Genomic DNA, 25,659 nt, shown 5'->3' on the forward strand with positions numbered 1-25,659 from the left:
GGCCACGAGAGGGAGGGGACCCGTTATGACCACCAGTGCGGTGAACATCGGCGGAAGATCCGCGCGGGAAGTGCTCGCCTGGAGCCGCGACCAGGTCGAGCCCGCGCTGCGCGCGGCCGTCGACACGCTACCGGCGTCCATGCGGCGCATCGCCGGATACCACCTGGGCTGGTGGGACGCCGACGGGTCCCCCGACCACGGTGACGGCGGCAAGGCCATGCGCCCCGCCCTGGTCCTGCTGGCGGCCGAGGCCGTCGGCGGATCCAGCGCGGTGGCGGTACCCGCCGCCGTCGCCGTGGAACTCGTGCACAACTTCTCGCTCCTGCACGACGACGTGATGGACGGCGACGCCACCCGGCGCCACCGCGCCACCGCATGGAGCGTCTACGGCGTGGGACCGGCCATCCTGGCCGGGGACGCGCTCGTCACGCTCGCCTTCGACGTCCTGGCCGCCTGCGGGCACCCCTTTTCGCGCCCGGCGATGCGGATGCTGTCCACGGCGGTGCTGGACCTGGTCGACGGGCAGGCCTCCGACATGGGCTTCGAGGACCGCTCCGACGTGGCCCTCATGGAATGCGTGTCCATGGCCGACGGCAAGACCGGCGCGCTACTGGGCTGCGCCTGCGCCCTCGGTGCGTCCTTCGGCGGCGCCGACGCCGAGCGCGCCGCGCGCATGAAGGGCTTCGGGACGCGGCTGGGCCTGGCCTTCCAGCACGTCGACGACCTCCTCGGCATCTGGGGCGAGCCGTCGGTCACCGGCAAACCCGTCTACTCCGACCTCAACAACCGCAAGAAATCCCTGCCCGTGGTCTCCGCTCTCACCTCCGGCACCGCCGCCGGTGAGGAACTGGCGGCCCTCTACCACCGGGGCGATCCGCTCTCCGATGCCGAACTGGCGCGGGCGGCCGAGCTGATCGACATCGCCGGTGGACGGGCGTGGAGCCAGGGCCAGGCCGACGAACTGCTCACCGCGGCCCTGGCGGAGCTGGCGATGGCGTCCCCTGGGGACGTCGCCGCCGGAGAGCTGCGCGGGCTGGCGCGGCTGGCGACCCGGCGGGACCACTAGCTCCACGGGCACGAGGCGGTGGCGAACGCGCTCGTGCCCCCAATGGCGGAAGGGGCGGACATCGGGGTCCGCCCCTTCTTCCTGTCATCCGGCCCTATGCGGTGATGCCCGCCCAGAACGCCAGCCGGTGCTCGCCCGCGAAGTCGACCGGGCCGATCGCGCCCGGCGCGAAGGAGCGCACCGGCGCGCCGGGGGAGTGGTTCGCCCAGCCGTCCCCGGGATCGCCGTCACGGGCGAACCGCGCCCACAGGGTGAGCATCGTGTCGGAGAGCGCGCGCTGACCGTCCGACATGGACGCGGCGAACTCCGGCGTCGGGAACAGGTACCCGATGTCGGCGTTGTGGTGGGCGCCGCCGGGCAGGTCCTCGGGGAACGGGAACGTGGCCGGCGGGTTCTCATCGGCGAACTCGAAGAACCACAGGGGATTGCGCTCGGCCAGCAGGTCGTTCTGGGTGGCGGTCTGGCGCGCCCACATCCGGTCGGTCATGACCGCCGAGAACGCCAGCGCGGCATTGGCGTAGTCCGACAGCGGGTACTCCCCGGCCACCTCGCGCCAGTGGTCCGGGAACGCGTTTTTGAGCGCGGGCTCGTAGTCGGCGGCGGTGATCGGCGCGCCCGACATCGCCCGGATGGCGGTGAACGCCCGGTGCTCGTCCTTTGTGGACCCCGCCAGGACCGGGATCCCGGCGACCTCGCCCAGCCCGGCGATCGGGTCGCCCGGCAGCTGCTCATTGCCGAGGATGTAGCCCTGGAAGATGTTCATCACCTGCGGATAGGCCAGCAGGTCCTGGACCGACTTGCGCCGCAGGCAGGCGAGGTCGCCGCAGCCGAGCTCGGCGGCCACCGACGCGCCGATCGCGCGCATCTCGGCGTCCTCCTTCCACCCGAACCTCGGCAGCGCCGGAAGCTGCGGGAACAGCGCGCCCGCCGGAGCGTCCATCGTGGAGAATCCACTGTGCATGATCGCCTTCTGGAACAGGCCCCGCGACCCCGGTGACATCAGATGCCCCGCGATCGCCGTCGCGCCGAAGGACACGCCCATCAGCGTCACGTTCTGCGGATCACCGCCGAAACCGGCGATCTCGGCGCCCACCCAGCGCAGCGCCGCCCGCTGGTCCTGGAACCCGACCGTCCCGGAGTCGGGCAGCTCGGGATGGGCGAAGGCGCCGAAGACGCCCAGGCGGTAGTTGATCGTCACCACCACGACGCCCTTGGCGGCCAGTGCCCGGCCGTCGAAGACGTCACCGGAGCCGATCGCGCCGTCCCCGTGGATCCAGACGACCACCGGGAGGCCCTCGGCGTCCTTCGGGGCGGTGACATTGAGGAAGAGGCAGTCCTCGTTCGTGCTGCCCGCGCCACCGTAGGCCGCGGGAAGCTGCGGGCACGGGCTGCCGGGCTCACTGGCGTCGCGCACCCCCTCCCACTTCGCCGCGGGCGCCGGCGGCGCCCAGCGCAGCTCGCCCACCGGCGGAGCGGCGTACGGGATGCCCTGCCAGCGCACGGTTCCGCCGTCCGCGACACCCCGCAGGTCGCCGGTAGTGGTCGTCACGATCGTCATGTCATCGCCCTTCTTGGTGCAGCCGAGGAGCAGGAGGAGTGCGGCGAGCGCCGCTGCCACGCGCCTCACGGGCGCGTCGCGAGATCGACGGTGGCCAGGAGCTCGCGGCCGCAGGCGTCCAGGTCGAAACCGGGCTCGGCGGCGGCGCGCATGATGACCCCGTTGCGCAGGGAGAGCACGAAACCCGCCATGAGGTCGGCGTCGAACGCGCGGAACTCACCGGCGTCCCGGCCCTTCGCGAGGAGCGCGGCCAGGGCGGCCCGATCGCGCACGGCCAGCCCGCCGTCGTCCCCGCCCGAGACCGCCTCGGCCACCCGCAGCATCGCCACGACCTGCGAGCGATGGTCGCGCATGAAGCCGATGTTGGCCAGGAGGAAGGCGCGCAGGGCCCCGGCGGCGGTGCCGTCGTCCTCCTCGGCCACGACGTACTCGGTGAACGCGGCGGTGACCGTGCCGAGCACCTCGGCCATGAGGGCGCCGCGGCTGCGGAAGTGGTAGGAGATCAGGCCGGTGGAGCTCAGGCCCGCGCGCTCGGCGATCTTGGCGAAGGAGGCGCGCGCGTGGCCGAGTTCGGCGATGGTCTCGATGGCGGCGGCGACGATCTGGGCGCGGCGGGCTTGCTCGGTGACGGTGAGATTTGCTCGCATGAGCAAAAGTTAGCACGGGTGAGCAAGATGGGGGAGGGGTGGGGTTCTGGCGGTCGTGGGATCGCAGGTCGTGTCCACGCGATCGACGTCGAGGGCGGCTCCACGCCACCACGAGCGCGGACCCCGCCCGGCCCGCGAGCGGGGTCCTCTGGTGGCACGCGTCTGGGGCCTCAGCGCGGGCCCTTCGGGTCAGACGTTGGTGCCGCCATCGACGGCGATGGTGGCCCCCGTCAGGAATCCGGCCTCGGGGGAGGCGAGAAAGGCCACCGTCGCGGCGATGTCGGTGGGACGGCCGAAGGCGCCGAGGGTGGTGAGGGCGCGCTGAGTGTCGGCGGTGGGGCCGTCGGCGGGGTTCATGTCGGTGTCGATGGGGCCGGGGAGGATCTCGTTGACGGTGATGCCGCGGGGGCCGAGGTCGCGGGCGAGGCCGCGGGTGAGGCCGTGGGCGGCGGATTTTGACATGGCGTAGAGGGTGAGGCCGGGGGCGGGGACGCGGCCGGTGAGGCAGCTGCCGATGGTGATGATGCGGCCGCCGTGGCCGAGGTGGGGGGAGGCGGCGAGGGCGGTGAGTAAGGGGGCGCGGACGTTGATGGCGATGGTGCGGTCGATGTCGCAGAGGCCGGTGGCGGTGGGGAGGTGACCGGCGTTGTTGACGACGATGTCGAGGCGGCCGAGGGTGGTGACGGTGTGCGCGACGGCGGCGTCGATCTGGGTGGGGTCGGCGGCGTCGGCGGAGAGGGCCAGGCCGCGGCGGCCGAGGGCGGTGATCTGCTTGACGACGGTGTTGGCGGGCTCGGCCGAGGACGCGTAGGTGAGGGCCACGTCGGCTCCGTCCGTGGCGAGTCGGAGGGCGATGGCCGCGCCGATGCCGCGGCTGCCGCCGGTGACGAGGGCGACCTTGCCGGTCAGGGGCAGGGACATGGGGGACTCCCGGGTCAGACGGTGCTGCTCTCAGGTGGGGCGGTGGCGTGGAGTGCGGTCTCGGGCGCGGGAGCGGGGCTGGAACGGAGAAACGGGAGCAGGGAGATCAGGCCGAGCGCGGCCAGGCCGCTGCCGACCCACAGTGGAGAGACGAGCCCGTAGCCGGAGGCGATGGCGAGGCCGCCGAGCCAGGAGCCGCCCATGATGCCGATGTTGATGACGGAGGTGTGGGCGGTGTTGACCAGGGGCCGGTCGTTGGCGGCGCGCATGACGCGGGTGACCATCGCGGGGTTCATGGTGACGCCGACGAGGCCGATGGCGATCGCGCAGGCCACCGCGACGGGCTGGGCGCCGGCGTTGAGGGCGAAGACGGCCAGGGCGATGGTCAGGACGGTGAGGCCGATGACCATGGTGGACATGGTGCGGGTGTCGGCGACGCGGCCGACGATGGCGTTGCCGACGACGGTGGCCAGGCCGTAGACGGCCAGCAGGACGGGGACGGTGGCGGTGCTGAAGCCGCCGAGCTCGGTGAAGATCGGCACGAAGTAGCTGAAGGCGGCGAAGACCGCGCCGATGATGAGGGCGCTGGTGGTGAAGGCCGCCCACAGCGGGCCGTTGCGGAAGGCGCGCAGCTCGTGGCGCACGCTCACCGACTCCGGCTTGGGCGTCACGGGGATGACCTTCAGCGAGATCAGGCCGGTGAGCAGGACGAGCCCGGCGACGACGCCGAAGCTGGCGCGCCAGCCGAAGTACTGGTTGACGACGGTGGCCAGCGGCAGGCCGAGGACCGTCCCCACCATGAGGCCGCCCAGGACCACCGAGGAGGCCCGGCCGCGCAGTTTCGGGCCGACGATGTCCATGCAGATGGCCAGCGACACCCCGAAGAACGCCGAGGAGGCGATGCCGGTGACGAAGCGGGCGCCCATGAGCTGGTAGTAGGTCTGCGCGAGCGCGCCGGCGACCTGGGCCACGAAGAAGATCGCGATGAGCGTCATCAGCGCCTTCTTGCGCGGGACCTTCAGCAGCGCCAGAGTCAGCAGCGGCCCGCCGACCACCATCGCCACCGCGAAGGTGGTGACGAGGTAGCCGACCTGGGGGATCGAGACGTCGAAGTGGTCGGCGAGGGTGGGCATCAGGCCGGAGACCATGAACTCGCTGGTCGTCATGGAGAAGATGCCCAGGCCCAGGACGTAGATGGCGAGCGGCATGCGGCGCGCCTCCCTAAGGTTTGTGGATTCAGTTCTTGACTGATCGGTTCAGAATGTGGGTAGCGAGAAGGGTCGGACGTCGATCAACGGCTCACAGGCGGGCCAGGCTGCCCTCCACGACCTCCATCAGCGCCTCGCGCTCGCGCAGGAACTTGCCCAGCACGCGCAGCCCGTAATAGCCGCTGAGGAAGGTGCGGGCGGCCTGCCGGGGCTCGTCGCCACCGCGCAGCTCGCCCGAGCGGCGGCCCTCGGCGATCAGGTCGGTGACCACGTCCTCCAGGACGCCGAAGTGGCGCCGGACGCGGCGGGTCACATCCCGGTCGCCGCCACCGGCCTCGACGGCGGCGTTGACGATGAGGCAGCCGCGCCGCTCGTCGGAGGCCAGGTCGATGTCGACCGCGGTCTCCAGGAGCGTGCGCAGCCGCCCGAGCACCGGCCCCGGCTCGTCCAGGATCGCCAGCTGCGTGGTGAGGCCCTCCACGGAATAGCGGTTGAGGGCCTCCTCGTAGAGCTTGTGCTTACTGCCGAAGGCGTTGTACAGGCTGCCCCGGGCCAGGCCCGTGCTCGCGCACAGATCCTCGGTCGAGGCGCCCTGGTAGCCCTTGCTCCAGAAGGTCTCCATGGCCGCCTCGACGACGGTCGAATGGTCGAAGGCGCGTGGTCTGGCCATATGGAGATCCTATTGCGTTCTGTACCGCCTGGTCAAGTACGGTGTTCTCACGCCGCTCCCTCCGGCGCCGGATGGAGCCCGTACCTGGCGCCTATCTCGGCGATGCGGACCGGGTCCTCCTCGGCCGCCGTCGGCACCGGCACACCCGGAACGGCCGGTCTCCCGGCCTCCAGGAAGAACCGGTCCACCCCGGCGGGAGTGAAGAACAGCAGCAGTTTCACCGTATGCGTTCCCGCGTTATGGAACCGGTGGGCGGTCCCCTTGGGAATGAACACGAAATCACCGGTGGCCGCCGCATATTGCTCACCGGCGGCGTAGATGTCGAGATCCCCGGCGAGAAGGTAGAAGGCCTCGTCGGCATCGGCGTGCACGTGCGAGGGCGGCCCGCCACCCGGCGGCACACTGGCCTCCAGGAACGTGGCGGTGCCACCGGAGTCGGCGGCCCCCAGTTTGAGCGAGTACACGTCGCCCGACAGCCAGATCGGCGTCCCGCCCCCTGCGGGAACGTGCACCACCCGGCCGGGCGTGTCTCCCATGTGATGATCGGCCATTGTCAGTGCCCCTCCATGGCTCGGTGAGCCCGCCTCAGCGCGCCGAGGAATGCTCGCGGCCCAGCACCGCGTGATCGGCCAGGACGCCCCCGAGCGCCTCGGCCGGCACCTCGGCGCCGTCGTGCTCGACGGTGAGCACGCGCAGCCACGCGTCGGCCGCGGCCACGTGCCACCCGTCCGAGCAGCGCCGGACGGTGCCCGGCTCGTCCAGCGCCAGCCGCGTCGAGCCCGGCTCCGCGCTCAGGATCACCAGCCGCGACCCGTCCGGCCGGGCCGTGTGCGCGCCCGGATGCCGGTAGCCCGCGCGCACCGCCCGCTCCACCGTGACCGCGTCACGGGTGAAGTCGAGCTGGTAGTCCCCGGCCCCCGGCCGCCCGAAATAGGTCCGCCGCGACAGATCCTGCGCCACGGTGCTGAAACTGCGGTCCCGCAGCTGCGGGATCAGCTCCAGCAGCATCAGGCTGTTCTCCCGCTCCTGCGCCGTGCGCAGCTCCAGGGCCGTCTCGGCCCCCGTCAGCGGCATCGGGTTCTGCCGGATGATCGCACCGGTGTCGGGACCCGGCGCCATCTCGATCGCGGTGACCGCCCCGTCGCGCTCGCCGTGGCGGACCATCCAGTAGAACGGCGCCAGCCCGGCGTAGCGCGGCAGCGGGCTCGGATGGAAGTTCACGCACGTCACCGCCGGGACGGCCAGCAGCTCCGGGGACAGGATCTGCTGGAAGTTGCCCACGATGAAGTAGTCGGCCCGCAGCGCGCGCAGCGCCGCGACCGCCTCGGGCTCGTTGACCCGGCGCGGCCGCAGCACCGGGACGCCCAGCCCGCGCGCCTGCGCCTCCAGGTCCACCTGCCGCTCGTCGTGCACGAAATAGGAGCAGCGGCGGCCCGGTGGTGAGGTCACCAGCGCGATGAGCTCGGCCATCGGGTGACCCGACAGCAGGCTCAGGAACGGGGAGCCGAGTTTGGAGTTGATCTCGGAGAAGAGGACGACGCGCATGCGCGATGCTCCTTCGCTTCGGTCTAGAAGAACGGACTGCGGGAGGTCCCGCCCAGAAGGACCTCCCCGGTCGTGCGCAGGACGGAGTCCTGGGCCACGGCGTGCTGGCACATGGTGTTCACGTCGCGGAGCCAGCGGTCCAGCGGCGAGCGCCGGTAGACGGAGGAACCGCCGACCAGGTCGTAGAGGGCGGACACGATCCACCGCGCGGTGCGGAAGGCGTGGTAGCGGGCCAGCGCGGTGGCCACGCGCGCGTCGGTGCCGGCGTCCTCGCCCAGGCTCAGCCGCGTCCACTGCTCGTCGAGGGACGTGTAGACCGCCGCGCGCGCCGCCGACAGCCGCATCTCGGCCTCGGCGAGCGTGGCCTGCACGCGCGGGTCCTCCGCCCACGGCGCGCCGGTCTCCCGGTCGCGGCGACCCGGCGCCAGACCGCGCACGTGGTCCAGCGCCGCGCGCGCGAGACCGAGCGGGACGCCGGACATCTTGCGCAGGATCGCGTCCGGCGCGGCGTGCAGCGGCCCGGCCCGGTGCGGGGCGTGGAAGGAGAAGACGTGCTCCTCGGGCACGAACAGGTCCCGCACGGAGTAGTCGCGGCTACCGCTGCCGGCCAGCCCCGTGGTGAACCACGTGTCGTGGACGTCGTAGGCCGACGGGCCGGCCAGCGCCACCCGCCACTGCACCGGATCGCCGGTCAGCGGATCGGGCTCGGGCTCGCCGTCGCGGTGGACGACGCAACCGGCGGCCAGCACGTCGCAGTGGGTGATGCCGCTGCCGAAGCGCCAGTCGCCGGAGATCCGGTAGCCGCCCGGGACGCGCTCGGCGCGGCCCTGCGGGTGGATCCACCCGGCGGTGATCAGGTCCGGGCGCGGGTAGAGCGCGCCGGCGGCCGCCTCGGTGAGGAACCCGGAGTAGATGCCGGAGTCCATGCCGATCATGACGCACCAGCCGATGGAGGCGTCGGCGGTGGCGATGGTCTCGATGAGGCGGGTCTGCTCCGCCGAGGTCATCTCCGCGCCACCCCGCGAGCGCGGCACGGCCGCGGCGAAGACGCCGAGCTCGCGCAGCAGTGCCACCACCTCGGGGGTGAGGCTGCGCGCCTCCTCGACGGCGGCGGCGTGCTCGCGCAGGGCGGGGACGGCCTTCTCGGCGCGGAGCTGGAGATCGGCGGCCGAGGGCCGCGCGTCAACGGTGGTCATGGTGGCTCCCTGGTCAGGCGTATCGGCCCGGGGCGAACACCCCGGCGGGATCGGCGAACCTCTTGAGGCCGCGGACGAAGGCGAGCGCGGCGGGATCGGGGGCGGCCCGGTCGATCCAGGCCGCGTGGTCGGCGTCGAGCCGGTAGGGCCGGTATCCGGCCCCGTCGAAGAGCTCGTGGGCGAGGTCGAGGGCGGCGTGGGCGGCCGCGGCCTCCTCGCGGGGGAAGCGGATGGACACGACGAAGTCGACGACGTCGGCGTCGAGGGCGTTGACCGTGCACCCGGCGCGCACCCCGGTGCGGGTGTGGATGACGTCGAGGAGGTCCTGGGCGGCGGCGACGTCATGGCCGGTGAAGGGGATCAGCGGCAGGAAGAACAGCCAGCCGCCGCCGTCGCTGTCCACACGGTCGGCGGGCTGCCCGACGGCCGAGCGCAGCATCTCCTCGTTGCGCGAGGGATCCCCGGCGTAGGCGGCCTCCACCACCCGCAGGACCGCGTCGTCCGGCGCCGCGGGGTCGGTGTCGGAGCGGGTGATCGCGCCGAAGAGGCCGCTGTCGGCGGCCTCGGCGAGCAGCACCCCCGTGAGCGCCTCGACCGCGCGGGAGGTGCCCTCCACGCACACCAGCGCCAGGTAGTCGCCCTGACGGCCGCCGTAGGAGCGGGTGGAGACGGTGTCGTAGATCTTCAGGACCCCCGACACCAGGCCCTGCGCGGTCCAGCGGCGCAGCTCGTCGACGGCCTTGGCCAGGTCGCCGCGCGCGAAGGCGATCCGCAGCACCCGCTGCGCCTCCGGCCGCGGCGCGAGGGTGATCGCGGCGGCGGTGACCACGCCGAGGGAGGACTGCGTGAACAGGTGCAGCGGCGAGGGACCCAGCCCGTGCGGGTAGGGGACGGTGGGGCGCTCGCCGGGCCACCAGCCGAAGCGGGCGAGGGTGCCGTCGGCGAGGACGGCCTCCAGCCCGGCGAGGTCGGCGGTGCGCTGGCGGCGCAGGCCCACGCCCCGGTCGACGGCGTTGCCGAGGACGCTGGTGTGGCCCGAGGAGGCGGTGACGTTCAGGACGCGCCCGGTCCCGGTGAGCAGCCCGGCCAGGCGCAGCTGGGTCACGCCGGGCTCGATGACGGCCCATCCGGCGGCGGTGTCGAGGGCGCGGACGCGGTCGAGGCCGGACAGGTCGAGCAGGACGGCGCCGTCGGCGGCCGGCTCGCGCGAGCCCAGTCCCCAGTTGCGGCCGGTGCTGACGGCGTGGAGTGGGTGGTGCCCGGCGAAGGCGCGCACGGTCGCGCGGACGCCGTCGACGTCGCCGGGGCGGATGAGCCCGGCGAGGTCGCGGGTGCGGAACATGCCGACGTTGGCGCGGGGTTCCAGGGGCGCGCGGTGGACGCGCCCGGGGCCGAGGAGGGTTTCGAGCCGGGTGAAGGGATCGGGCATGCGGACCTCGCGTCGCGGGGCCGCGCGGGAGCGCGGCCAGGCCGGTGATGGGGTCGGTGGCGCCGGTCTTCAGGGGGTCATGGTCTGTGGGAGGTCATGCTCTTTGGGAGGTCATGGTCTGCTGGGGCCGGTGCCGCGCAGGTAGACGTGCGCGACGGGGCGTCCGCCGGGCCAGTTGACGTGCGCCAGCAGGCGGATGACCCGGGGCATGGCCCCGGGTACGGCCATTTCGGCCGCGCACAGCATCGGGGCGGTCCAGCCGGCCTCGGCCGCGGCGAGCGCGGGGATGTCGGCGGTGAGGTCCGGGGTGGCGGTGAAGAACACGCTGATGACCGACTCCCGGGACAGCGCGTTGCGGTCCAGGACGGCGGTGAGCAGTTCGAGGGTGGCCGCGCCGATCGCGGCGGGGGTGTCGTCGTCGGGCCGCACGGCGCCGCGCACGGCGAGCACGCCTGGCTCAGCCATGCCGGACGGTCCCGCCCAGGTGTCCCCGGTGGAAGACCAGGGGGTCGGCGCCGCTCGCGCCGGGCACGCGGACGCGCACGCGGCCGAGGAGGAGGTCGTGGTCGTCGGCGTCGAAGACCGCCTCGACGTCGCAGCCGAGGGCGGCCAGGCCGCCGGGCAGGACGTCGCAGGGGCGGCCGTGGAGGTGGTGGCGCTCGACGTAGAGCTCCAGGTCGGCGCCGCCGGGTTTGTCCCGGGAGGAGAACAGCCGCGCCAGTGGTCCCTGGTGGGCGGCGAGGAGATTGAGGCTGAAGGAGCCCTCGCGGGTCAGGACGGCGTGGGTGCGCGAGGAGCGCTGCACGCCGATGAGCACGCGCGGGGGAGAAAGCGATACCGAGACCAGCGAGTTGAGCGTCATCGCCGACGCGTTCTCGCCGCTGCCGGTGGTCAATAACGCGACACCGGTGGGAAATAGGCGCATGAACGCGCGGAGATCGATTTCGGGAGTGGTGATGACATCGGTCGTGGCGGATCGGCCTGAGATCTTCACGATGGGTCCCCGTATTCGCCTCGGGCCGCTTTCTGGGAAACGGCCACGATGATCAGCCGACGGGTGATGATCGGCTGACCTTGCGCAACATCGGTTCTGAACTTAACAGTCCATAACTGGGGACAGAAGTCCTTGTGATTCAGATCACAATTGAGTCGTTTGGGGAACTTTTCGGATAATGCGGAAACGGCCGCCCGTGGGCGGCCGTCGCGTTTTCGAAGGCGGTGGTCAGCGCCAGTAGACCGGATATTTGTGGCCCGGCAGGAGCTTCCCGACCGCCCAGCCGCCCGCGATCAGCAGCACCGAGGCGACCAGGACCGGGTTGACCAGGAACAGCCAGCCCGGCGCCGTCAGGCCCACGAACGCCGCCGTCGCCCCCGCCGGAGGATGAGGTGCGCGCAGGAGCAGCATCGGCGCCGTCGACAGGGCCGCCGCGACCGCCGCCGCCCAGATCGACGGGCCGGTCACCGCGGTGACCGCCAGTCCGGTGAGTGCCCCCGACAGCTGTCCGAGCAGGATGCTCCGCGGCTGCGAGAACGGCGCCGAGGGGGCCACCGCGATGATCCCGGCCGTGGCGGCGAACGGCAGGGCGAACAGCCACAGGCCCGAGGCCCGGGTGACCGCCGCCAGCAGGAGCAGTCCCATCAGGGCGGCCAGGGTCCGCAGCGCGACCACCTTCAGGGGCGGGCGCGGGGTGACGGTCGCGCTGGTGGGGGAGGCGGGGATGGTCGCCGTGACGGGGGGCAATGTGGACAGGGTGGTCATGACTTCACCTCGGGGTGTAGGTGCGTCGCGTCCGGGGGCGCGGCGGATGTTCGCAGGGGCTCTAACCGTCTAAATGAGGTTTACCGGTTGCGGGACCGAACACTAACACCGCCGACTAACCGGTGAAAGGTGGATAGAGGGTTATGCTGGCCACATGAGCCGACCCCTGGAGGGCGAACCCCTCGCCCTGGACCTGGTCAACACCGTGTGGATGGACGCCGGTGTCCGGCACGATTTGTTCGAGGAGGACGCGCTCACTGCGTGGCTGGGCCTCTACGGCTTCCCCGCCGAGGGCCTGGCCGGGCTGGTGGAGACCCGCGAGGCGATCCGCGCCTGCCTGCGCGGCGAGGGCGAGGACGCGCTGAACGCGGTCCTGGCGCGCGGGCGCGTCCGCTACGAGCTGCGCGACGGGCGCCGGAGCGAGACGGTGGAGGCGCCGCCGGAGTGGGGCCCGGCGTGGCGGGCCGCGCGGGCCTATGTGGACCTGGTGGCGGAGGCGCGCCCGGAGCGGATCCGCAAGTGCGCCAACCCGGACTGTCTCCTATGGTTCCACGACGTGAGCAAGAACGGCCGCCGCCGCTGGTGCTCGATGGAGGGGTGCGGGAACCGTGCGAAGGCGGCCAGGCACGCGGCGAGGGTGGTGGAGCGGCGGCCGGAGGGCTGAACATGGACCCGGGCGAGGGGCATGTGCGAGGCTTGTCCCGGACCATCCCGGCATGATCCGTCCACGACGATGGGGTGACCGCGATGCCTCTTGAGGGTGACTACGACCCGAGTCCCGCACAGTGGATCCGCGAGCAGGTCGAGCTGTACGAGAGCTCCGGCGGTACGCGGGGGACGACGCTGTGGGACACCGGGCTGCCGGTCGTCATCGTCACCATGCGGGGCGCGCGGAGCGGCCGGATTCGCAAGGTGCCGCTGATGCGCGTCGAGCACGACGGGTCCTACGCGGCGGTGGCCACCAAGGGTGGGTTTCCGCGCCATCCCGACTGGTACTTCAATCTCACCGCCAACCCGCGGGTCGATCTCCAGGACGGGCCGGAGCGGCGGGTCATGGTCGCCCGGGAGGTGACCGGGGACGAGAAGTCGCGGTGGTGGGAGCGGGCGGTTGCCGCCTTTCCGCCCTATGCGGGCTACGCGGTGAACGCGGGCCGGGTGATCCCGGTCTTCGTGCTCGAACCCGGGGGGCCCTAGCGGCGGACGTGCCGTCATGGCCGGTTCGGCCCGTGGGGAGGCTGCGCCGGCCGGAGCCGGCCGGCACAGCCCCCGTGGTCGTCAGCAGTCGGCCCAGTTGTTGCAGGTGCCGCAGCCGCTTCTTCCGCCGACGACGTAGCAGACGCGGTAAGGGCGGGTGAGCCTGTCTCCGTGGCCCGACCAGCGGCAGGAGGCACACCACTCGTTCCAGGTGGTGTCGGCCGAGGCGGTGCTCTTGGGGATCAGCCGGTCCAGGATCTTGTCGGCGGCCTTGTTCAGCAGCTTGGTCATGTTCGCTCCCATCGGTCGGTGTCGATCTCGGAGGCTCGGGTCGGCGGCCGCAGGGCGCCGACTCCTCCTATTCACCGATGGGGGCAGCGGGGTTCCGCGGACGCGGGATCCCCGGCGGTGCCGGGCTCTCAGGCGTCGGCGACCAGCGCGGCGGTGAGGGCGCAGCGCTCGATCATGCCCGAGACGGTGGCGTGCTCGTCGCGGGCGTGGGCGCCCGCGCCGACCGCGCCGAGGCCGTCGAGGACGGGGCGGCCGGTGGCGGCGGCGAAGTTGCCGTCGGAGGCGCCGCCGACGGAGGCCTCCTCCAGGCTCAGCAGTGGGGCGGCCAGGTCGCGGGCGCGGGTGAAGAGGGCGGCGATGGCGGGGGTGCGGTCCATGACCGGGCGGCGCCAGTCGCCGGAGGCGGTGACGGTGACGCGGGCGTCGCCGGGGTCGAGTCCGGCCATGAGCGCGTCGACGCGGGCGGCCTCGGCGAGGGTGCTGACGCGGACCTCGACGGAGGCGTGGGCGTGCCCGGCGGTGACGTTGCGGCGGGTGCCGCCGGAGACGATGCCGACGTTGACGGAGGTGCCCACCGACAGGTCGGCGGCCTCGGCCAGGCGCAGGACGACGCGGGCGAGGGCGTTGACCGCGCTGGCCCCGGCGGTGGGGTCGAGACCGGCGTGGGCCTCCACGCCGGTCAGCTCGATCTCGAAGCCGCCGATGCCCTTGCGGGCGGTCTTCACGCGGCCGTCCACACTGGGCTCCAGGACCAGGACCTTCGCGGCGTCGGCGCAGGCGGCCTCGATGGTCTCCCGCGAGGCCGGGGACCCGATCTCCTCGTCGCCGTTGATGACCAGGCGCACCGGGGGGCGGGTGACGCCGAGGGCGTCGAAGGCGCGCAGGGCCCAGACGCCCTGGACGAGACCGGCCTTCATGTCGAAGACGCCGGGGCCGCGCAGGACGTCGCCGTCGCGCTGGAACGGGATCTCCTTGAGCGTCCCCACCGGCCAGACCGTGTCGTAGTGGCCGAGGATCAGCGTGGGCGCGCCACCGTGGCCGTACTCCAGGACGAGCGCGTCGCCGTGCGGGCCGCCCTCAACCTGCTCGGCACGTCCGGGGACGCCGAGGCGCTCGGTGATCCACTCGCGGACCAGCGCGAGCCCGTCGGCCAGGGCGCGGCGGTCGTCGCTGGGCGTCTCGCACTCCACGAGGGCGCGCAGATCGTCCAGCATCTCGTCCTCGTGCGCGGCGGCCCAGTCGCGGGCGGCGCGGATGTCGAAGGTCATGCGGTCTCCTGTCCGTCACGGTCCATGGTGGGGCACCGGGCGCGCTCAGCCGCGCAGGTCGAGCGTGGCGCCGGCCTGGGCGCGCACGAATTCCTCGTCGACGTCGTGGCCGAGCCCGGCGGTCACCGGGACGGTCACCCGCCCCTGGGTGGCGACCACGGGGGGCGCGATGACCTCGCGGGCGTAGTACTTGTCGGAGCCCGACACGTCGGAGGGCAGCGTGAAGCCGGGCAGCGCCGACAGCGCGACGTTGGCGGCGCGGCCCACCCCGAACTCGTGCATCCCGCCGCACCAGACGGGGATCCCGGCCTCGCGGGCGCGGTCGTGGGCGGCCACGGCGGCGGTGAGGCCGCCCATGCGCGACACCTTGATGTTCAGCACGCGCCCGGCGTCCAGGGCCAGGGCGGTGTCGAGGTCGTCGACGGTCACCACCGACTCGTCCAGGCAGATCGGGGTCTCCAGGAGCTTCTGGAGGCGGGCGTGCGCGGCCAGCGCGCGCGGGGCGTAGGGCTGCTCGATCATGACCAGGCCGGTGGAGTCGAGCTCGGTGAAGACCTCCGCCTGCGCCTCGGTGTAGACGCCGTTGGCGTCGACGTGGACCTGGAGGTGCGGGAAGGCCGCGCGGACCGCCTTGACCGGCTCGACGTCCCAGCCGGGCTGGATCTTCAGCTTGATCCGCGGGTAGCCCGCCGCGTCGTGCGCGGCGACCTGGGCGAGCAGGTCGTCGACGGTGGGTTCGATGCCGAGGCTGACACCGGCGGTGACCTTCGCCCGCGTCCCGCCCAGGGCCGCGGCCAGGGGCGTCCCGGACGCGCCGGTCCACAGGGTCCAGGCGGCCATGTCCAGGCCCGCCTTGGTGAACTCGTGGCCGCGCACCTTCGCCCACAGCCCCGGCACCTGCGACGGGTGGTCCCAGTCGCGGCCGAGGACGGCCGGGGCGAGGAAGCCGCGCAGCATCAGCCAGCACGTCTCCACCGTCTCCGGGCTGTAGAACGGCCCCGAGGGCGAGGCGATCTCACCCCACCCGGCGGCGCCACCGGCGTCGGTGACCTTCACCAGGACGTGCTCCAGATGCGACTTGCGGTGCGAGCTCGTCTGGAACTCGTGCACCAGCGGCAGCGACACCCGGAACGCCTCGATCCGATCGACGCGCATCAAACCTCCTCGTAGGCTTCCAGACGCGCGGCGAGCTCGTCCCGCCGCGCCAGCCGCCGGCGGGCGCCCTTGGCGCTCGCGGCGGCGAGGGTGACCAGCAGATGGCAGACCGCCGCGACCGCCGTGGGCGAGTCGGCGTAGGACGCGCTGCCGGTCGCCACGATCACCGGGACGTCGCTGAGCCGCGCCAGGCGCGAGTCGCGGGAGTCGGTGACGCCGATCAGGACGCCGCCGGCGCGCGCGAACTCCTCGGCGGCCAGCAGCGTCGTGCGGGCGTAGCGGCGAAACGAGAACGCCACCAGCACGTCGCTGGAGCGCACGTCCGACAGCAGGTCGATGGCGCCCAGGCCCGAGCCGTCGACCAGGGTCACCCCGGCCATCGACGCCGAGAGGTCGCTGGCCACCAGCGACGCGTACGCCCCCGACTTGCCGCCGCCGATCACGAAGCGGCGGCGGGCGGCGGCGATGCGGCCCGCCGCCAGTTCCACGTGCCCGTCGGCGGCCACCGCCTCCAGCGTGGACTTAAGGTTCGCCTGCTCGTGGGCGATCACCTGGCGCATGAGCGCGTCGGCCGAGGACCGTGCCCGGATGCGGGCGCCGTAACGGGCGTCCGGGCTCGACAGCGCGCGGTCGGCGTCGCGCTCGGCCAGCTCCCGCAGCGCCGGGTAGCCGTCGATCCCGGCCGCCGCGAGCAGCGCGTCGAGGTCCTTCGGCCCGGCCTCGGCCCGCCGCAGCAGGCGCGGCAGATGCGGCACCTGCGGGTAGTCGGCGGCGATCAGCTCGGCCAGGCGGCTCTGCGGCGCGTCGGTGGCGGCCGCGACGAGCCGCTCGGGCACGCTCACCGCACCAGCCGGTAGACGGCGGTGTCGTCGGAGACGCGCACGCAGCTGACGATCGACCAGCCGTCGTCCATGCGCGACTCCAGCAGGTCGGCGACGCTGTCGCGCACCCGCTCGGCGGCGTCGGCGTCGGCGGCGTACACGTACGCCCAGTCGGCCGGGACGCCCAGCAGCACCTCGCCGGAGCGCTCCACGTGCTCGCCCCACACCAGCGTCGGCGCGGCGGTGGGACGCCGGTCGGCGCCCGGGTAGGCGTCCAGGTCCCATTCGACGACCACGCGGTCGCTGCGGGCGCCGGCCTCGGGACCGATGTCGGTCGAGCCGTAGTAGTTGCGGCGGAACCAGCGTCCGCGCGCGCCCAGCACGTCGAAGTTGAAGTGGGCGTTGCGGGTGCGCATCGGATCGAAGGTCCAGCGGATCGTGCCGATCCCGGAGGCCAGGGCGTGCTCGCGCTGGGCGAGCTTGAGGCGCCGCCCGATGCCCGCGTTCTGCACGGCCGGGTCGACCACCGCCGTCTGCGAGTACTGGTAGGGGCGGCCGTCGTCGAGGGCGGTGAAGCTGATGACGAGGCCGACCAGGCCGGAGTCGGGGTGGAAGGCGCCCAGGACGCCGCCGCCGTTGTCGCGCAGGGCCGCCAGCAGGCGCGGGGAGAAGGAGGGATCGGTGGGCTTGAGGTGGAAGCCGCGCCGGTAGAGATCGACGGCCTCGTTCATCTCGGGGCTGTCGCGCAGCGGGCGGATCGTCACCGCGGGACCGGTGTCCGCGAGCATGGCGGTCCTCTCTGGGATTTTACGGAGCGTATCTTCGTCACCGGTTCTACCACCGACGGTCGTCAAACGGCAAGTTCTGTCCCAGATCCGATACGTATCCTCGAAGCAGCCGGGCGAGGGCCGTCCGGCCGGTAGAGTCCCGGTGGGGGAGGGATCATGAAGCCGCGAGCGCCGTTCGTCCGGGGCATGCGCGTATCACCCGACGCGCCACGCGACGGCTACCCCTTCGGGCTGCCCGTCGTCCGCCACCTCATCCGCACCGGCGGGCTCGGCTTCGACGCCCCGGTCACCGTCCTGTGCGGCGACAACGGCAGCGGGAAGTCCACCCTCGTCGAGGCCCTCGCCGTGGCCCTGGGATTCAACGCCGAGGGCGGCTCCCAGTTCTTCCGCTTCGCCACCCGCGCCACCGAGTCGTCCCTGTCGGAACACCTCATCGTCACCTGGCACCCCGGGATGCGGCCCAAGACCGGGTTCTTCCTGCGCGCGGAGTCCTTCTACAACGTCGCCAGCGAGATCGAGCGCATCGCCGAGACCGACGGCGCGATGCTCGGCTCGTACGGCGGGGTCTCACTCCACGAGCGCTCCCACGGCGAGTCCTTCCTGGACCTCGTCGCGCACCGCTTCGGGCCCCAGGGCCTCTACGTCCTCGACGAGCCCGAGGCCGCGCTGTCCGTCCACGGCTGCCTGGCGCTGCTGCGGCTCGTGGTGGACCTGGTGGCGCAGGGCAGCCAGTTCATCATCGCCACCCACTCGCCCATCCTGCTGGCCGTGCCCGGCGCGCGGATCCTGGAGATCGAGGAGAGCGGCGACATCCTGCCCGTCGAATACGACGACGCCGGGCCCGTCGCGGTCACCAGGGCCTTCCTCGACGCGCCGCAGAACTTCCTGCGGCACCTGCTCGCCGCGGACTTAGGCCATGCCCGGACGCAGCCGCGCGGCGTCCCACAACCGCGCGAAGCGCTCCTGCAGCTGACCGGCCACCGCCTCGGCGTCCTGGCGCGTGGCGAACGCGCGGCACTCGCGCTCCACCTCGACGTACCAGCGCCCGTCGATGAGCTCGCCGAAGCGAATGGGGCGGCCGGTGAGATGGACCGTACCGGGGCGCGGGCGGACACTGCCGAGATCGACGGGCCTTCCGTAGTCCCGGGTCACGGCCCGGTGCCCCCGGACGGGAGCGACGTTCGCGTGAGTCATGCGAACGAATGTACTAAGTCCTCGCGCCGGCGACCAGGGTTCGGGCGTGCCGAAAGTGTGCCATTGTCCCTGGTGGACGGTCGGTGAACCACCTGTGGAACCGGAAGGTTTCTTCCTGGATAAGGAAGGTATTCACTCCCGACCGACCCGCCTTCACATCCCGCCGAGAGATGGGTATTGTTCCGTTGGCGCCGCAGGCACGGGCACGCAGGCGGCGCCCACCGCAGCACATGTGGAGCGTGGGCACGCTCCGCTGCGGCTCACCCCGGAGGCCTGGCTATTGCCCAGTCGGGCCTCCGGGGCCTTTCTTTGCCCACACCGTCTCAATTGCGCGTGTGGGGGCCTTCTTGGGCATTGATACAACCAGGTTGTACAACCTGGTTGTGGCGAGCTACGATCCCCGCATGGACGACACCGGCACCTACACCCCCGCCCGCATCGACGCCGAACTCGCCGAACTCACCCACACCATCGACGAAGGCCGACGCGCCGAACGGCTCCGCGCCTCCATCATCGGCATCGCCCGCACCGCCTACCCCGCGATCTACACCCAGGCCAGGCTCGCCGAGCTCACCGGCGTCAGCCAGCAGGCCGTCAGCAAGACCGTCGGCGCCGGACGCCGCGCCTTCGGCGAGCGCCGCGACCCGGCCTACCTCCTCGGGCGGCTGATGGCGGTCGCCGTCGGAACCGGCGAACCCGAACTCGGCGGCCTCGACGACACCCGCGCGCCCGGCGCGGCCATCGCGATGCGCGAGGCCGGACGGGCCGATACCGCCGGAGTCGCGGGCTTGCGTGAGCTCACCGCGCTCGACGCCGCCCGGCTCGACGGCGAGATGGGGGAGCGGTTCACGGCGGCGCTCGCCGACCTCGGCGATCCCGGCGGCGACGTCGATCTCGGCGACGAGGCGCAGCGGACGGCGGCCGTCGAGGGCTACTTCGCGCAGCGCACCGTCCTGCGGCACGGGCGCTTCTAGGCGCTCACTCCCGGCGCAGGAGCGCCTGGGTGCTGCAGCGGAAGGAACCGCCGAAGGAGCGGGTGATCGCGAAGTCCACGTACTCGACGCGGACACCGTGCTCGGCCAGGCGGTCGCCGAGGAAGGCGAACTCGGGATCGGTCACGTAGACCCCGGGGGTGATCGGCAGGCCGTTGGTGGCCAGGGAGGTCGCCTGGTCGAAGGTGACGGTCACCGCGTCCCAGCCGCGCAGGGACTCCGGGAGGCCGCCGGGCATCGCCTCGGGGCAGTGGACGAGGAGCCCCTCGCGGATGAGCCCGAGGGCGCAGTCCAGGTGCAGGATGTGGTCGTGCAGGGGCACCAGCTCGACGGTGTAGCCGCGCGGTTCCAGGAGCTTGCGCAGCCAGCGGGCGCCCCGCTCGTTCGAGGCGAGGCCGGAGGCGCCGACGAAGACGCGCTTTCCCAGGACGAGGACGTCGCCGCCCTCCAGGAACGGGCCCGGCTCGTCGCCGCCGGCGGTGGCGATGCCGGGCCGGGGGACGGCGACGTAGGAGCAGTCGGCGGGGAGCACGCGCTCGTCGAGGATGTCGCGGATGGGCAGGATCTCCCGGCGGCGGTGCCGCAGGCGCAGGGAGCCCTCGATGACGTGACCGCCGACGGTGAAGAACGGGTCGCGGGAGAAGAAATTGGCGTAACCGTCGGTCCCCGTGCGCTTCTCCTCCTCGGTGAGGAGGCGGGGACGCAGAACCTCCACGCCGTGCGCGGCCAGGACCGCGCCGAAGGCCTCGCGCTCGCGCTCCCAGGCGGCGTGGCGGGCCGGATCGGCCTCGCGGAGGTCGCGGCCGAGGGAGTTGCGCTCGGCGGCGCCCTCGCGCAGGAAGCGCAGCTCGGGCGAGCCGGGCGGCGGCGCGGGCACGGCGAGCTCGCAGCGCGCGAGGACGACGGTGCGCAGCGGCGCGAACTCGGACTCCACGTGGACGTCGGTCATGGCGGCCTCCCCGGACGGCTCCGCAGGACAGCCTAGGAGCCGCCGCGGGTCGCGCGGGCCGAAACGGCCGCGCCGGTCAGTCGGGGCCGACGGCGGTCCACAGCAGCTGCGCCAGGCGGGCCACGACCTCCTCGGCGAGGTGGACGCGGCGGCGCAGCTCGTCGGCGTCGACCGAGGGCGGGTCGTCGGCGGTGAGCCCGGCGCGGGCCTCCAGGAGCCGGTCGGCGAGCTCTTCGAGAGCGGTGAGGCGACGAAGAGCAGCCACGGCGAGGCGGGCCAGGCAGATGGGGACGGCCGGTTCGGTGATGCCGGGCCCGGCGTCGAGGATCGCGCGGCGGATGACGGTGGCGGCCGCGGCGATGCGCTCCAGCCGGATGAGCAGCGTCTCGCCGTCATGGGGCGGGGCGAGGGCGGGCAGGATGCGGACGGCCGCCTCGCGTTCGAGGGCGGTGGGCTGCCACGGGCCGCGGAAGCCGAGGAATGCGGGATCGACCGTCACCATGCCGGACATGGTGGCATTTCGGGGGGCGCTGTGGGAAGACCCGTCTCTTGTGGACATGTCGACCTTGGGACGCCGAAGGCGGCCGGGAGGGGCAGTGGACGCCGAAGGCGGCGTCGGCCGGGTGATGGGGTGCCCGGGCCGGACGGTGGGCGGCCCACCGTCCGGCTACGGGTGCGTCAGAACGCGGTGACCGTCTCCGGCGCGCGCTCGGCGCGCGAGAGGGCGCGGACGAGGGGCAGCGCGCCGCGCCGCTTGACCGACAGCCGTGCCAGGAGGTCGATGACGGGCTCGGTGACGTCGTCGGGGAACTCCGGGGTGGCCACGCCGACGGAGACGGCGAGGTCGTCGGAGTGCACGACCAGTTCCATGGTGCGGGTGACGAGGAAGTCGTCCAGGGTCAGCGACCAGCGCCCGGCGAGGTGGATCTGCCGGTCCTCGCCGGCGGTGGCCAGGTCGGCGCGCACGGTGGCCAGGTCGGCGGTGACGGCCTTGACGAGGGCGTCGTGGCCGATCGCGGCACGGTCCTCGCTACTGCGGCGGATGCCGGTCATGACCTCATGGTCGATGTCGGCGTCGATCCAGGCGGCGCTCTCGTAGTGGCCCAGGAGGGTGCGCGGCTCGCCGCCGGGTACGGGCTCGGCCATGATCTCCGGGACGCTGGACACCTGGTAGGCGAGGTGCCCGGCGAGTCCCGCCACGCCGAACTCGGCGAGGGCGCTCGGGCGCTCCCAGGTGGCGGCGACGGCGTCGTCGGCGAGGAGGGCGAGAGCGATGTCGGCGGCGGTCAGATAGGCCGTGCGGGTGGGGTTCACGGGGGCTCCTTCCAATGGCGGAGCAGCGACACTACTCGGCGGCGGGGGTGCCGAAGGCGGCCCGGCGGCGCGATCGCCGCGGGCCGGTCTTGGTAATTTGGGGATGTCAGGCGCCGGTGGTCTTGCGCCAGTACTGCTTCTTCTTCTCGTCGCGCACCGCCACGCCCAGGCGCGCCAGCTCCTCGCGCAGCTCGGCGGCGTCCTTGCGGTCGTCTTTCGACAGGGCCTTCTCGCGCGCCTTCAGCAGCCCGTTGGCGCCCTCGGGGAGCACGGACGGGTCGTCGACCCAGCGGCGGAAATCGTCGGCGTAGGGGTCCCCGGAGGGCAGCCAGGTGTAGCCGTGCGAGGCGAAGGCCGCTGCGAGGGCGCCGGGGTCGGCGTCGGTGTTGTCGCGGGCGAGCTCGGTGGTGCCGGGCCCGAAGAGGACGAGGTCCTTGCCCGACAGGCACACCGCGGTGACCGTCTCGCGCGGGAAGACCCGGGTCCGGCCGTCGGTGGTGAGTTTGGCCTCGGTGTCGCCGACCTCCACCAGCAGGCTCTCGGTGTGGGCGATCAGCGCGATGAACAGGCCCAGCAGGAGACCGGCGCCGGCGGCGCCGATGACGTCCCACGGCTCGGGGATCTTCGACACCAGCCGGAACAGGCCCTGGAAGGGCGCCCACTCCAGCCCGGCGATCCAGTCGGCGAGCCGTTCGAGGAGGAACACCACCAGGGCGCCGGCGATCGGGAAGCCGATCCAGACGGTGACGCGCTGGGCGAGCGGGTCCTTCACGGTGGTCGGCTGCGCCATCGTCGTTCCATCCCCTTTGGATCGGCGGTCAGGCAAGGATTGTGCACAATCCCGCGTGACAGACCTCGGACGGGTCGGGGAAGATCCCCGGCATGTCCGTCTTGATCACACCCAACGCGTCGGTGCACGCGTCGTTCCTGACCGCGATGAAGGAGTTCCAGGCCGAGGGCCGCGGGACCGAGCACGACAACTCCCTGGTGGGGGAGGAGATCCAGGAGTACGGCGAGACCTGGCACGACCCGGCGGTGTTCACCGAATACCTCGCCTGGCTCAACGGGCAGGCCGACCCGGCCAACGTCCCCGAGGGCTGGGTGCCCTGCCGGAGCCTGTGGTGGACCGACGGCGAGGAGTACCTGGGACGCATCACCCTGCGCACCCCGCTGCCCGAGAAGATCCGCCGCCAGGTCGGGCACGTCGGCTACGACGTGCGGCCCTCGGCCCGCCGCCGCGGGCACGCCACGGCGATGCTGGCCGCGCTGCTGCCGGTGGCCGCCGAGGCGGGTTTGACCGAGGTCACCATCATCTGCGCCGAGGACAACCTGGGCTCGATCGGGACGATCGAGGCCAACGGGGGCCTGCTGGAGGCCACTTTGCACGGCCGCCTCCACTACCTCGTCCCCACCCGGCGCTGACCGGCACATTCCCCGTCACCGCACAGTTCACATCGCTGGGACCTAGGTCCTGAATTCACGGTTTAAAAGGCACAGTCGCCTTCCCCCTCGGCCGCCTGCGCGCACCTGCCGCCCCACCCACACCGGGTCTTGACTCGTATCCGGGCGGTGAGCCCGCGGACACGCTTTAGGGGGACCGAGCATGCCGAGCGCGACGGTGCACGGATTCGACGACGTCTGGACGTCGGAGGATCCCACGCGCCTGGCCGCGACCGTCTCGCCCTTCCGTGTACAGGGCGCGGGCAGCCTCCAGCTGGCCCTGCGCTCGGGCGCCACCGGCGTCCGCGCCCTCTACACCCCACCCGGCCCCCTCGACCTGCGGCCCTACAAGGAACTGCGGCTGTGGACCTGGGCGACCAGAGGCGGCGACGGGACCGCCAACCGGCCCTTCGCCCTCGAACTCGGCTACACCGACGCCGGTGACCTCCCCGGCGAGGAGCACCGCTGGTACATCCCCGTCAACCGCGCCCGCGTCTGGGAACAGCACGCCTTCGGCATCGCCGCCGACCGCCGCGCCCAGGTCACCGGCATGTGGCTGCGCGCCCTCACCGACACACCCGTCACCGTCCGCCTCGACGAACTCCTCGCCGTGGACGAACACCCGCTCACCGACCTGGAACACGGCCTGACCGCGCTCCTGGGCGGACTCCCGCTGCCCGGCGTGACCGCGCTGGCCGTCCAGCCCGCCGCCTTCGCCGCCACCACCCTCGTCACCGCCCACAACACCCTCCTGCGCGCCGGAAACGAGCTCGCCCTCTCCGACCGCGCCGCGCGGCACCGCGTCACCTCCGCCGTCCACGACCAGCCCGCCGGGACGACCACCCTGACCATCGCGCCCGGCCTCGCCCAGGCCGCCGCCAGTGGCGTCACCATCAGCGTCGTCGCCCCCGTGGTCGCCGAAGAGGAGCCCCTCAGACCACCCGGCGCCACCCCCGACCCCGCCATCCTGCTCACCCTCACCGACCAGCGTGAGGAACCCGAACGCGGCTGGAACGTCGCCCAGCGCGACAGCTTCCGCCCACGCGGTCCCATGACCGTGTGCTCCGTGCGCCCGCCCGCCCGGCCCGTCCTCGCCGAATACCAGATCCTGCCCGCCTCCGGCGACCGCGACCAGTCCCTCGCCCTGCGCGAGGCCATCCTCGCCCGCGTCGGCATCGACACCGGGCTCCGCGTCAACGGGACCGTCCTGCCCGTCCGCACCCTCCTCCCACCGCCCCTCGACCAGCGCGTCCGCGGCTTCCCCGCCCCCGTCTACCTCCACGTCGGAACCCGCGTGGAGACCGGCGAACGCGCCGAATACCCCTGGGTGCGCTCCGGGAGCGTCCTGTCCGGGCCCCTCCTCGGGCCCTTCCCACCCGGCTCCGACGAGCCCCCGCCCCCGCCCGCCCCCGAAGACCAGGAGGGAATCGTGCTGCGGCTATGACCAGCTACCGGATCCCCGCCGGGGCCGAACTGTCCGTCCGCGTCGACGACGGGGTCTGGCAGACCGTGCGGCTACCCGCCGGAGAGACCACCGCCAAGGAACTCGCCGAGATCCTGTCCGACCTCGACGGCGTGCGCGGCGAGGTCCGCGACGACGCGCTCGCCCTGGTCAGCGACGGCGTGGGGGAGACCGCGCTGCTGCGCGTCGCCGGGTCCGGCGCCGCCGCCCTCGGCCTCGCCCAGGACTCCTACGCCGAGGGCCTCGGGCCCGGATCGGCGCGACTCACCGGACACCACGAAGGACCCTTCTCGCTGCCGCGCGGGGCGTCCATGACCGTCCACGTCGACGGCCTCGCCCGCAAGGTCGCCTTCGGCGAGGCCACCGAACGCACCGCCGGGGAGGTCAGCGCCGCCATCAACGCCCGCCTGCGCCGCGTCGTCGCACGCCCCACCGCCGACGGGCGCGTCCAGCTCACCTCGCCCACCACCGGCGTCGGCTCGCGCCTGAGCGTCACCGCGCCCGCCGACGCCGCCCCCGACGCCGCCGCCGTCCTCGGCTTCACCGGCGACGCCGCACACGCCGAGCCCTACCGCACCCTCCCCGCCCGGATGGTCTGCCGGCCAGCCGCCGACACCGCCGTGGTGGAGAACCTCACCTCCGCGCCCATCGAGCTCCAGCTGCCCACCGGGCGCCTCATGCTGCCCGCCCGCGGCCGCCTCGTCCTGGCCCGCGACACGGCTGCCGACGCGCTGCTCCAGCGGCTCGCCGCGCAGGGAGCGGTCCGCATGTCGCCAGAAAGGAACACGTAGC

Annotated in this window: 29 protein-coding genes; 8 read left to right on the forward strand and 21 right to left on the reverse strand. The window is 73.0% G+C overall.

Annotated features, from left to right (window positions below):
- Window positions 1–25: 25 nt before the first annotated feature.
- The gene (locus QSK10_RS16590; protein ID WP_285663726.1) at window positions 26–1,066 is read left to right on the forward strand and encodes a family 2 encapsulin nanocompartment cargo protein polyprenyl transferase; all 1,041 of its coding nucleotides are present in this window, start codon (window positions 26–28) and stop codon (window positions 1,064–1,066) included.
- 94 nt (window positions 1,067–1,160) lie between these two features.
- Here QSK10_RS16590 and QSK10_RS16595 read toward each other — a convergent pair whose 3' ends face one another.
- The 12 genes from QSK10_RS16595 to QSK10_RS16650 form a co-directional block, all read right to left on the reverse strand.
- On the reverse strand, window positions 1,161–2,684 hold the full coding sequence (locus QSK10_RS16595) for a carboxylesterase/lipase family protein (protein WP_285663727.1): 1,524 nt from the start codon (window positions 2,682–2,684) through the stop codon (window positions 1,161–1,163).
- Window positions 2,685–2,689: 5 nt separating this feature from the next.
- A complete protein-coding gene (locus QSK10_RS16600) occupies window positions 2,690–3,271 on the reverse strand; it encodes a TetR/AcrR family transcriptional regulator (RefSeq protein WP_285663728.1) in 582 nt (193 codons plus the stop codon).
- 189 nt (window positions 3,272–3,460) lie between these two features.
- Entirely contained in the window at window positions 3,461–4,192 is a 732-nt protein-coding gene (locus QSK10_RS16605; protein WP_285663729.1) for a 3-oxoacyl-ACP reductase family protein, read from the reverse strand.
- Window positions 4,193–4,206: 14 nt separating this feature from the next.
- Entirely contained in the window at window positions 4,207–5,400 is a 1,194-nt protein-coding gene (locus tag QSK10_RS16610; RefSeq protein WP_285663730.1) for an MFS transporter, read from the reverse strand.
- Window positions 5,401–5,491: 91 nt separating this feature from the next.
- Entirely contained in the window at window positions 5,492–6,070 is a 579-nt protein-coding gene (locus tag QSK10_RS16615) for a TetR/AcrR family transcriptional regulator (protein WP_285663731.1), read from the reverse strand.
- 47 nt (window positions 6,071–6,117) lie between these two features.
- Entirely contained in the window at window positions 6,118–6,621 is a 504-nt protein-coding gene (locus QSK10_RS16620; protein WP_285663732.1) for a cupin domain-containing protein, read from the reverse strand.
- A gap of 34 nt (window positions 6,622–6,655) precedes the next feature.
- Window positions 6,656–7,615, reverse strand: coding sequence for a methionyl-tRNA formyltransferase (locus tag QSK10_RS16625; protein ID WP_285663733.1), 960 nt, complete (start codon window positions 7,613–7,615; stop codon window positions 6,656–6,658).
- 23 nt (window positions 7,616–7,638) lie between these two features.
- Complete coding sequence (locus tag QSK10_RS16630; RefSeq protein ID WP_285663734.1) at window positions 7,639–8,811, reverse strand: acyl-CoA dehydrogenase family protein; 1,173 nt, start codon at window positions 8,809–8,811, stop codon at window positions 7,639–7,641.
- Between the two features lie 13 nt (window positions 8,812–8,824).
- Window positions 8,825–10,240, reverse strand: a complete 1,416-nt coding sequence (locus QSK10_RS16635; protein WP_285663735.1) for an FAD-binding oxidoreductase — start codon at window positions 10,238–10,240, stop codon at window positions 8,825–8,827.
- Window positions 10,241–10,351: 111 nt separating this feature from the next.
- Window positions 10,352–10,705, reverse strand: coding sequence for a chorismate mutase (aroH, locus tag QSK10_RS16640; protein WP_285663736.1), 354 nt, complete (start codon window positions 10,703–10,705; stop codon window positions 10,352–10,354).
- The gene (locus tag QSK10_RS16645; protein ID WP_285663737.1) at window positions 10,698–11,234 is read right to left on the reverse strand and encodes a flavin reductase family protein; all 537 of its coding nucleotides are present in this window, start codon (window positions 11,232–11,234) and stop codon (window positions 10,698–10,700) included. Before QSK10_RS16645 ends, aroH begins: the two co-directional genes overlap by 8 nt.
- A 228-nt stretch (window positions 11,235–11,462) precedes the next feature.
- Window positions 11,463–11,999 (reverse strand): HPP family protein, encoded by a 537-nt coding sequence (locus QSK10_RS16650; RefSeq protein ID WP_285663738.1) that lies wholly within the window; start codon window positions 11,997–11,999, stop codon window positions 11,463–11,465.
- A gap of 154 nt (window positions 12,000–12,153) precedes the next feature.
- On the opposite strand from QSK10_RS16650, the gene QSK10_RS16655 reads away from it, so the two are divergent.
- Together QSK10_RS16655 and QSK10_RS16660 are read left to right on the forward strand one after the other, a co-directional pair.
- Window positions 12,154–12,663 carry a CGNR zinc finger domain-containing protein gene (locus QSK10_RS16655; protein ID WP_285663739.1) on the forward strand — a complete coding sequence of 170 codons (510 nt, stop codon included), beginning with the start codon at window positions 12,154–12,156 and terminating at the stop codon, window positions 12,661–12,663.
- Between the two features lie 83 nt (window positions 12,664–12,746).
- The gene (locus tag QSK10_RS16660) at window positions 12,747–13,193 is read left to right on the forward strand and encodes a nitroreductase family deazaflavin-dependent oxidoreductase (RefSeq protein ID WP_285663740.1); all 447 of its coding nucleotides are present in this window, start codon (window positions 12,747–12,749) and stop codon (window positions 13,191–13,193) included.
- Between the two features lie 81 nt (window positions 13,194–13,274).
- Here QSK10_RS16660 and QSK10_RS16665 read toward each other — a convergent pair whose 3' ends face one another.
- From QSK10_RS16665 to QSK10_RS16685, 5 genes are all read right to left on the reverse strand, one after another.
- A complete protein-coding gene (locus QSK10_RS16665) occupies window positions 13,275–13,484 on the reverse strand; it encodes a hypothetical protein (RefSeq protein WP_285663741.1) in 210 nt (69 codons plus the stop codon).
- Between the two features lie 128 nt (window positions 13,485–13,612).
- Complete coding sequence (locus QSK10_RS16670) at window positions 13,613–14,752, reverse strand: M20 family metallopeptidase (protein ID WP_285663742.1); 1,140 nt, start codon at window positions 14,750–14,752, stop codon at window positions 13,613–13,615.
- Between the two features lie 45 nt (window positions 14,753–14,797).
- Window positions 14,798–15,907, reverse strand: coding sequence for an o-succinylbenzoate synthase (gene menC, locus QSK10_RS16675; protein ID WP_285663743.1), 1,110 nt, complete (start codon window positions 15,905–15,907; stop codon window positions 14,798–14,800).
- Window positions 15,907–16,749 (reverse strand): MurR/RpiR family transcriptional regulator, encoded by an 843-nt coding sequence (locus QSK10_RS16680; RefSeq protein WP_285663744.1) that lies wholly within the window; start codon window positions 16,747–16,749, stop codon window positions 15,907–15,909. The genes menC and QSK10_RS16680 overlap by 1 nt, the downstream gene beginning before the upstream one ends.
- Window positions 16,746–17,516 carry a hypothetical protein gene (locus tag QSK10_RS16685; RefSeq protein ID WP_285663745.1) on the reverse strand — a complete coding sequence of 257 codons (771 nt, stop codon included), beginning with the start codon at window positions 17,514–17,516 and terminating at the stop codon, window positions 16,746–16,748. Before QSK10_RS16685 ends, QSK10_RS16680 begins: the two co-directional genes overlap by 4 nt.
- 156 nt (window positions 17,517–17,672) lie before the next feature.
- Here QSK10_RS16685 and QSK10_RS16690 point away from each other — a divergent pair, with 156 nt between their 5' ends.
- Window positions 17,673–18,797, forward strand: coding sequence for an AAA family ATPase (locus QSK10_RS16690; RefSeq protein WP_285663746.1), 1,125 nt, complete (start codon window positions 17,673–17,675; stop codon window positions 18,795–18,797).
- A gap of 317 nt (window positions 18,798–19,114) precedes the next feature.
- Complete coding sequence (locus QSK10_RS16695) at window positions 19,115–19,684, forward strand: hypothetical protein (protein WP_285663747.1); 570 nt, start codon at window positions 19,115–19,117, stop codon at window positions 19,682–19,684.
- Between the two features lie 4 nt (window positions 19,685–19,688).
- On the opposite strand, the gene QSK10_RS16700 is transcribed toward QSK10_RS16695, so the two are convergent.
- The 4 genes from QSK10_RS16700 to QSK10_RS16715 form a co-directional block, all read right to left on the reverse strand.
- On the reverse strand, window positions 19,689–20,651 hold the full coding sequence (locus QSK10_RS16700; protein ID WP_285663748.1) for a dimethylarginine dimethylaminohydrolase family protein: 963 nt from the start codon (window positions 20,649–20,651) through the stop codon (window positions 19,689–19,691).
- Window positions 20,652–20,727: 76 nt separating this feature from the next.
- Window positions 20,728–21,153 carry a hypothetical protein gene (locus tag QSK10_RS16705; RefSeq protein ID WP_285663749.1) on the reverse strand — a complete coding sequence of 142 codons (426 nt, stop codon included), beginning with the start codon at window positions 21,151–21,153 and terminating at the stop codon, window positions 20,728–20,730.
- A 176-nt stretch (window positions 21,154–21,329) separates the two neighbouring features.
- Complete coding sequence (locus tag QSK10_RS16710; protein WP_285663750.1) at window positions 21,330–21,965, reverse strand: maleylpyruvate isomerase N-terminal domain-containing protein; 636 nt, start codon at window positions 21,963–21,965, stop codon at window positions 21,330–21,332.
- Between the two features lie 106 nt (window positions 21,966–22,071).
- On the reverse strand, window positions 22,072–22,755 hold the full coding sequence (locus QSK10_RS16715; protein WP_285663751.1) for a YqeB family protein: 684 nt from the start codon (window positions 22,753–22,755) through the stop codon (window positions 22,072–22,074).
- A gap of 92 nt (window positions 22,756–22,847) precedes the next feature.
- Between QSK10_RS16715 and QSK10_RS16720 the strand changes: the two genes are divergently transcribed.
- The 3 genes from QSK10_RS16720 to QSK10_RS16730 all read left to right on the forward strand — a co-directional run bounded on the left by QSK10_RS16720 (window position 22,848) and on the right by QSK10_RS16730 (window position 25,658).
- Window positions 22,848–23,387, forward strand: coding sequence for a GNAT family N-acetyltransferase (locus tag QSK10_RS16720; RefSeq protein ID WP_285663752.1), 540 nt, complete (start codon window positions 22,848–22,850; stop codon window positions 23,385–23,387).
- Window positions 23,388–23,568: 181 nt separating this feature from the next.
- Entirely contained in the window at window positions 23,569–24,849 is a 1,281-nt protein-coding gene (locus QSK10_RS16725; protein WP_285663753.1) for a hypothetical protein, read from the forward strand.
- Window positions 24,846–25,658 carry a hypothetical protein gene (locus QSK10_RS16730; protein ID WP_285663754.1) on the forward strand — a complete coding sequence of 271 codons (813 nt, stop codon included), beginning with the start codon at window positions 24,846–24,848 and terminating at the stop codon, window positions 25,656–25,658. Before QSK10_RS16725 ends, QSK10_RS16730 begins: the two co-directional genes overlap by 4 nt.
- Window position 25,659: the final 1 nt, after the last annotated feature.

Origin of the sequence: Actinorhabdospora filicis (assembly GCF_030269765.1) — a bacterium.
Classification (GTDB): domain Bacteria; phylum Actinomycetota; class Actinomycetes; order Mycobacteriales; family Micromonosporaceae; genus Actinorhabdospora; species Actinorhabdospora filicis.

What these genes read in the sequence shown, in the direction of transcription:
- QSK10_RS16590 (WP_285663726.1), top strand. Translation starts at nt 26, where the DNA reads ATGACCACCAGTGCGGTGAACATCGGCGGAAGATCCGCGCGGGAAGTG.
- QSK10_RS16600 (WP_285663728.1), bottom strand. Translation starts at nt 3,271, where the DNA reads ATGCGAGCAAATCTCACCGTCACCGAGCAAGCCCGCCGCGCCCAGATC.
- QSK10_RS16605 (WP_285663729.1), bottom strand. Translation starts at nt 4,192, where the DNA reads ATGTCCCTGCCCCTGACCGGCAAGGTCGCCCTCGTCACCGGCGGCAGC.
- QSK10_RS16610 (WP_285663730.1), bottom strand. Translation starts at nt 5,400, where the DNA reads ATGCCGCTCGCCATCTACGTCCTGGGCCTGGGCATCTTCTCCATGACG.
- QSK10_RS16615 (WP_285663731.1), bottom strand. Translation starts at nt 6,070, where the DNA reads ATGGCCAGACCACGCGCCTTCGACCATTCGACCGTCGTCGAGGCGGCC.
- QSK10_RS16620 (WP_285663732.1), bottom strand. Translation starts at nt 6,621, where the DNA reads ATGGCCGATCATCACATGGGAGACACGCCCGGCCGGGTGGTGCACGTT.
- QSK10_RS16625 (WP_285663733.1), bottom strand. Translation starts at nt 7,615, where the DNA reads ATGCGCGTCGTCCTCTTCTCCGAGATCAACTCCAAACTCGGCTCCCCG.
- QSK10_RS16630 (WP_285663734.1), bottom strand. Translation starts at nt 8,811, where the DNA reads ATGACCACCGTTGACGCGCGGCCCTCGGCCGCCGATCTCCAGCTCCGC.
- QSK10_RS16635 (WP_285663735.1), bottom strand. Translation starts at nt 10,240, where the DNA reads ATGCCCGATCCCTTCACCCGGCTCGAAACCCTCCTCGGCCCCGGGCGC.
- aroH (WP_285663736.1), bottom strand. Translation starts at nt 10,705, where the DNA reads ATGGCTGAGCCAGGCGTGCTCGCCGTGCGCGGCGCCGTGCGGCCCGAC.
- QSK10_RS16650 (WP_285663738.1), bottom strand. Translation starts at nt 11,999, where the DNA reads ATGACCACCCTGTCCACATTGCCCCCCGTCACGGCGACCATCCCCGCC.
- QSK10_RS16655 (WP_285663739.1), top strand. Translation starts at nt 12,154, where the DNA reads ATGAGCCGACCCCTGGAGGGCGAACCCCTCGCCCTGGACCTGGTCAAC.
- QSK10_RS16660 (WP_285663740.1), top strand. Translation starts at nt 12,747, where the DNA reads ATGCCTCTTGAGGGTGACTACGACCCGAGTCCCGCACAGTGGATCCGC.
- QSK10_RS16665 (WP_285663741.1), bottom strand. Translation starts at nt 13,484, where the DNA reads ATGACCAAGCTGCTGAACAAGGCCGCCGACAAGATCCTGGACCGGCTG.
- QSK10_RS16670 (WP_285663742.1), bottom strand. Translation starts at nt 14,752, where the DNA reads ATGACCTTCGACATCCGCGCCGCCCGCGACTGGGCCGCCGCGCACGAG.
- menC (WP_285663743.1), bottom strand. Translation starts at nt 15,907, where the DNA reads ATGCGCGTCGATCGGATCGAGGCGTTCCGGGTGTCGCTGCCGCTGGTG.
- QSK10_RS16685 (WP_285663745.1), bottom strand. Translation starts at nt 17,516, where the DNA reads ATGCTCGCGGACACCGGTCCCGCGGTGACGATCCGCCCGCTGCGCGAC.
- QSK10_RS16690 (WP_285663746.1), top strand. Translation starts at nt 17,673, where the DNA reads ATGAAGCCGCGAGCGCCGTTCGTCCGGGGCATGCGCGTATCACCCGAC.
- QSK10_RS16695 (WP_285663747.1), top strand. Translation starts at nt 19,115, where the DNA reads ATGGACGACACCGGCACCTACACCCCCGCCCGCATCGACGCCGAACTC.
- QSK10_RS16700 (WP_285663748.1), bottom strand. Translation starts at nt 20,651, where the DNA reads ATGACCGACGTCCACGTGGAGTCCGAGTTCGCGCCGCTGCGCACCGTC.
- QSK10_RS16705 (WP_285663749.1), bottom strand. Translation starts at nt 21,153, where the DNA reads ATGGTGACGGTCGATCCCGCATTCCTCGGCTTCCGCGGCCCGTGGCAG.
- QSK10_RS16715 (WP_285663751.1), bottom strand. Translation starts at nt 22,755, where the DNA reads ATGGCGCAGCCGACCACCGTGAAGGACCCGCTCGCCCAGCGCGTCACC.
- QSK10_RS16720 (WP_285663752.1), top strand. Translation starts at nt 22,848, where the DNA reads ATGTCCGTCTTGATCACACCCAACGCGTCGGTGCACGCGTCGTTCCTG.
- QSK10_RS16725 (WP_285663753.1), top strand. Translation starts at nt 23,569, where the DNA reads ATGCCGAGCGCGACGGTGCACGGATTCGACGACGTCTGGACGTCGGAG.
- QSK10_RS16730 (WP_285663754.1), top strand. Translation starts at nt 24,846, where the DNA reads ATGACCAGCTACCGGATCCCCGCCGGGGCCGAACTGTCCGTCCGCGTC.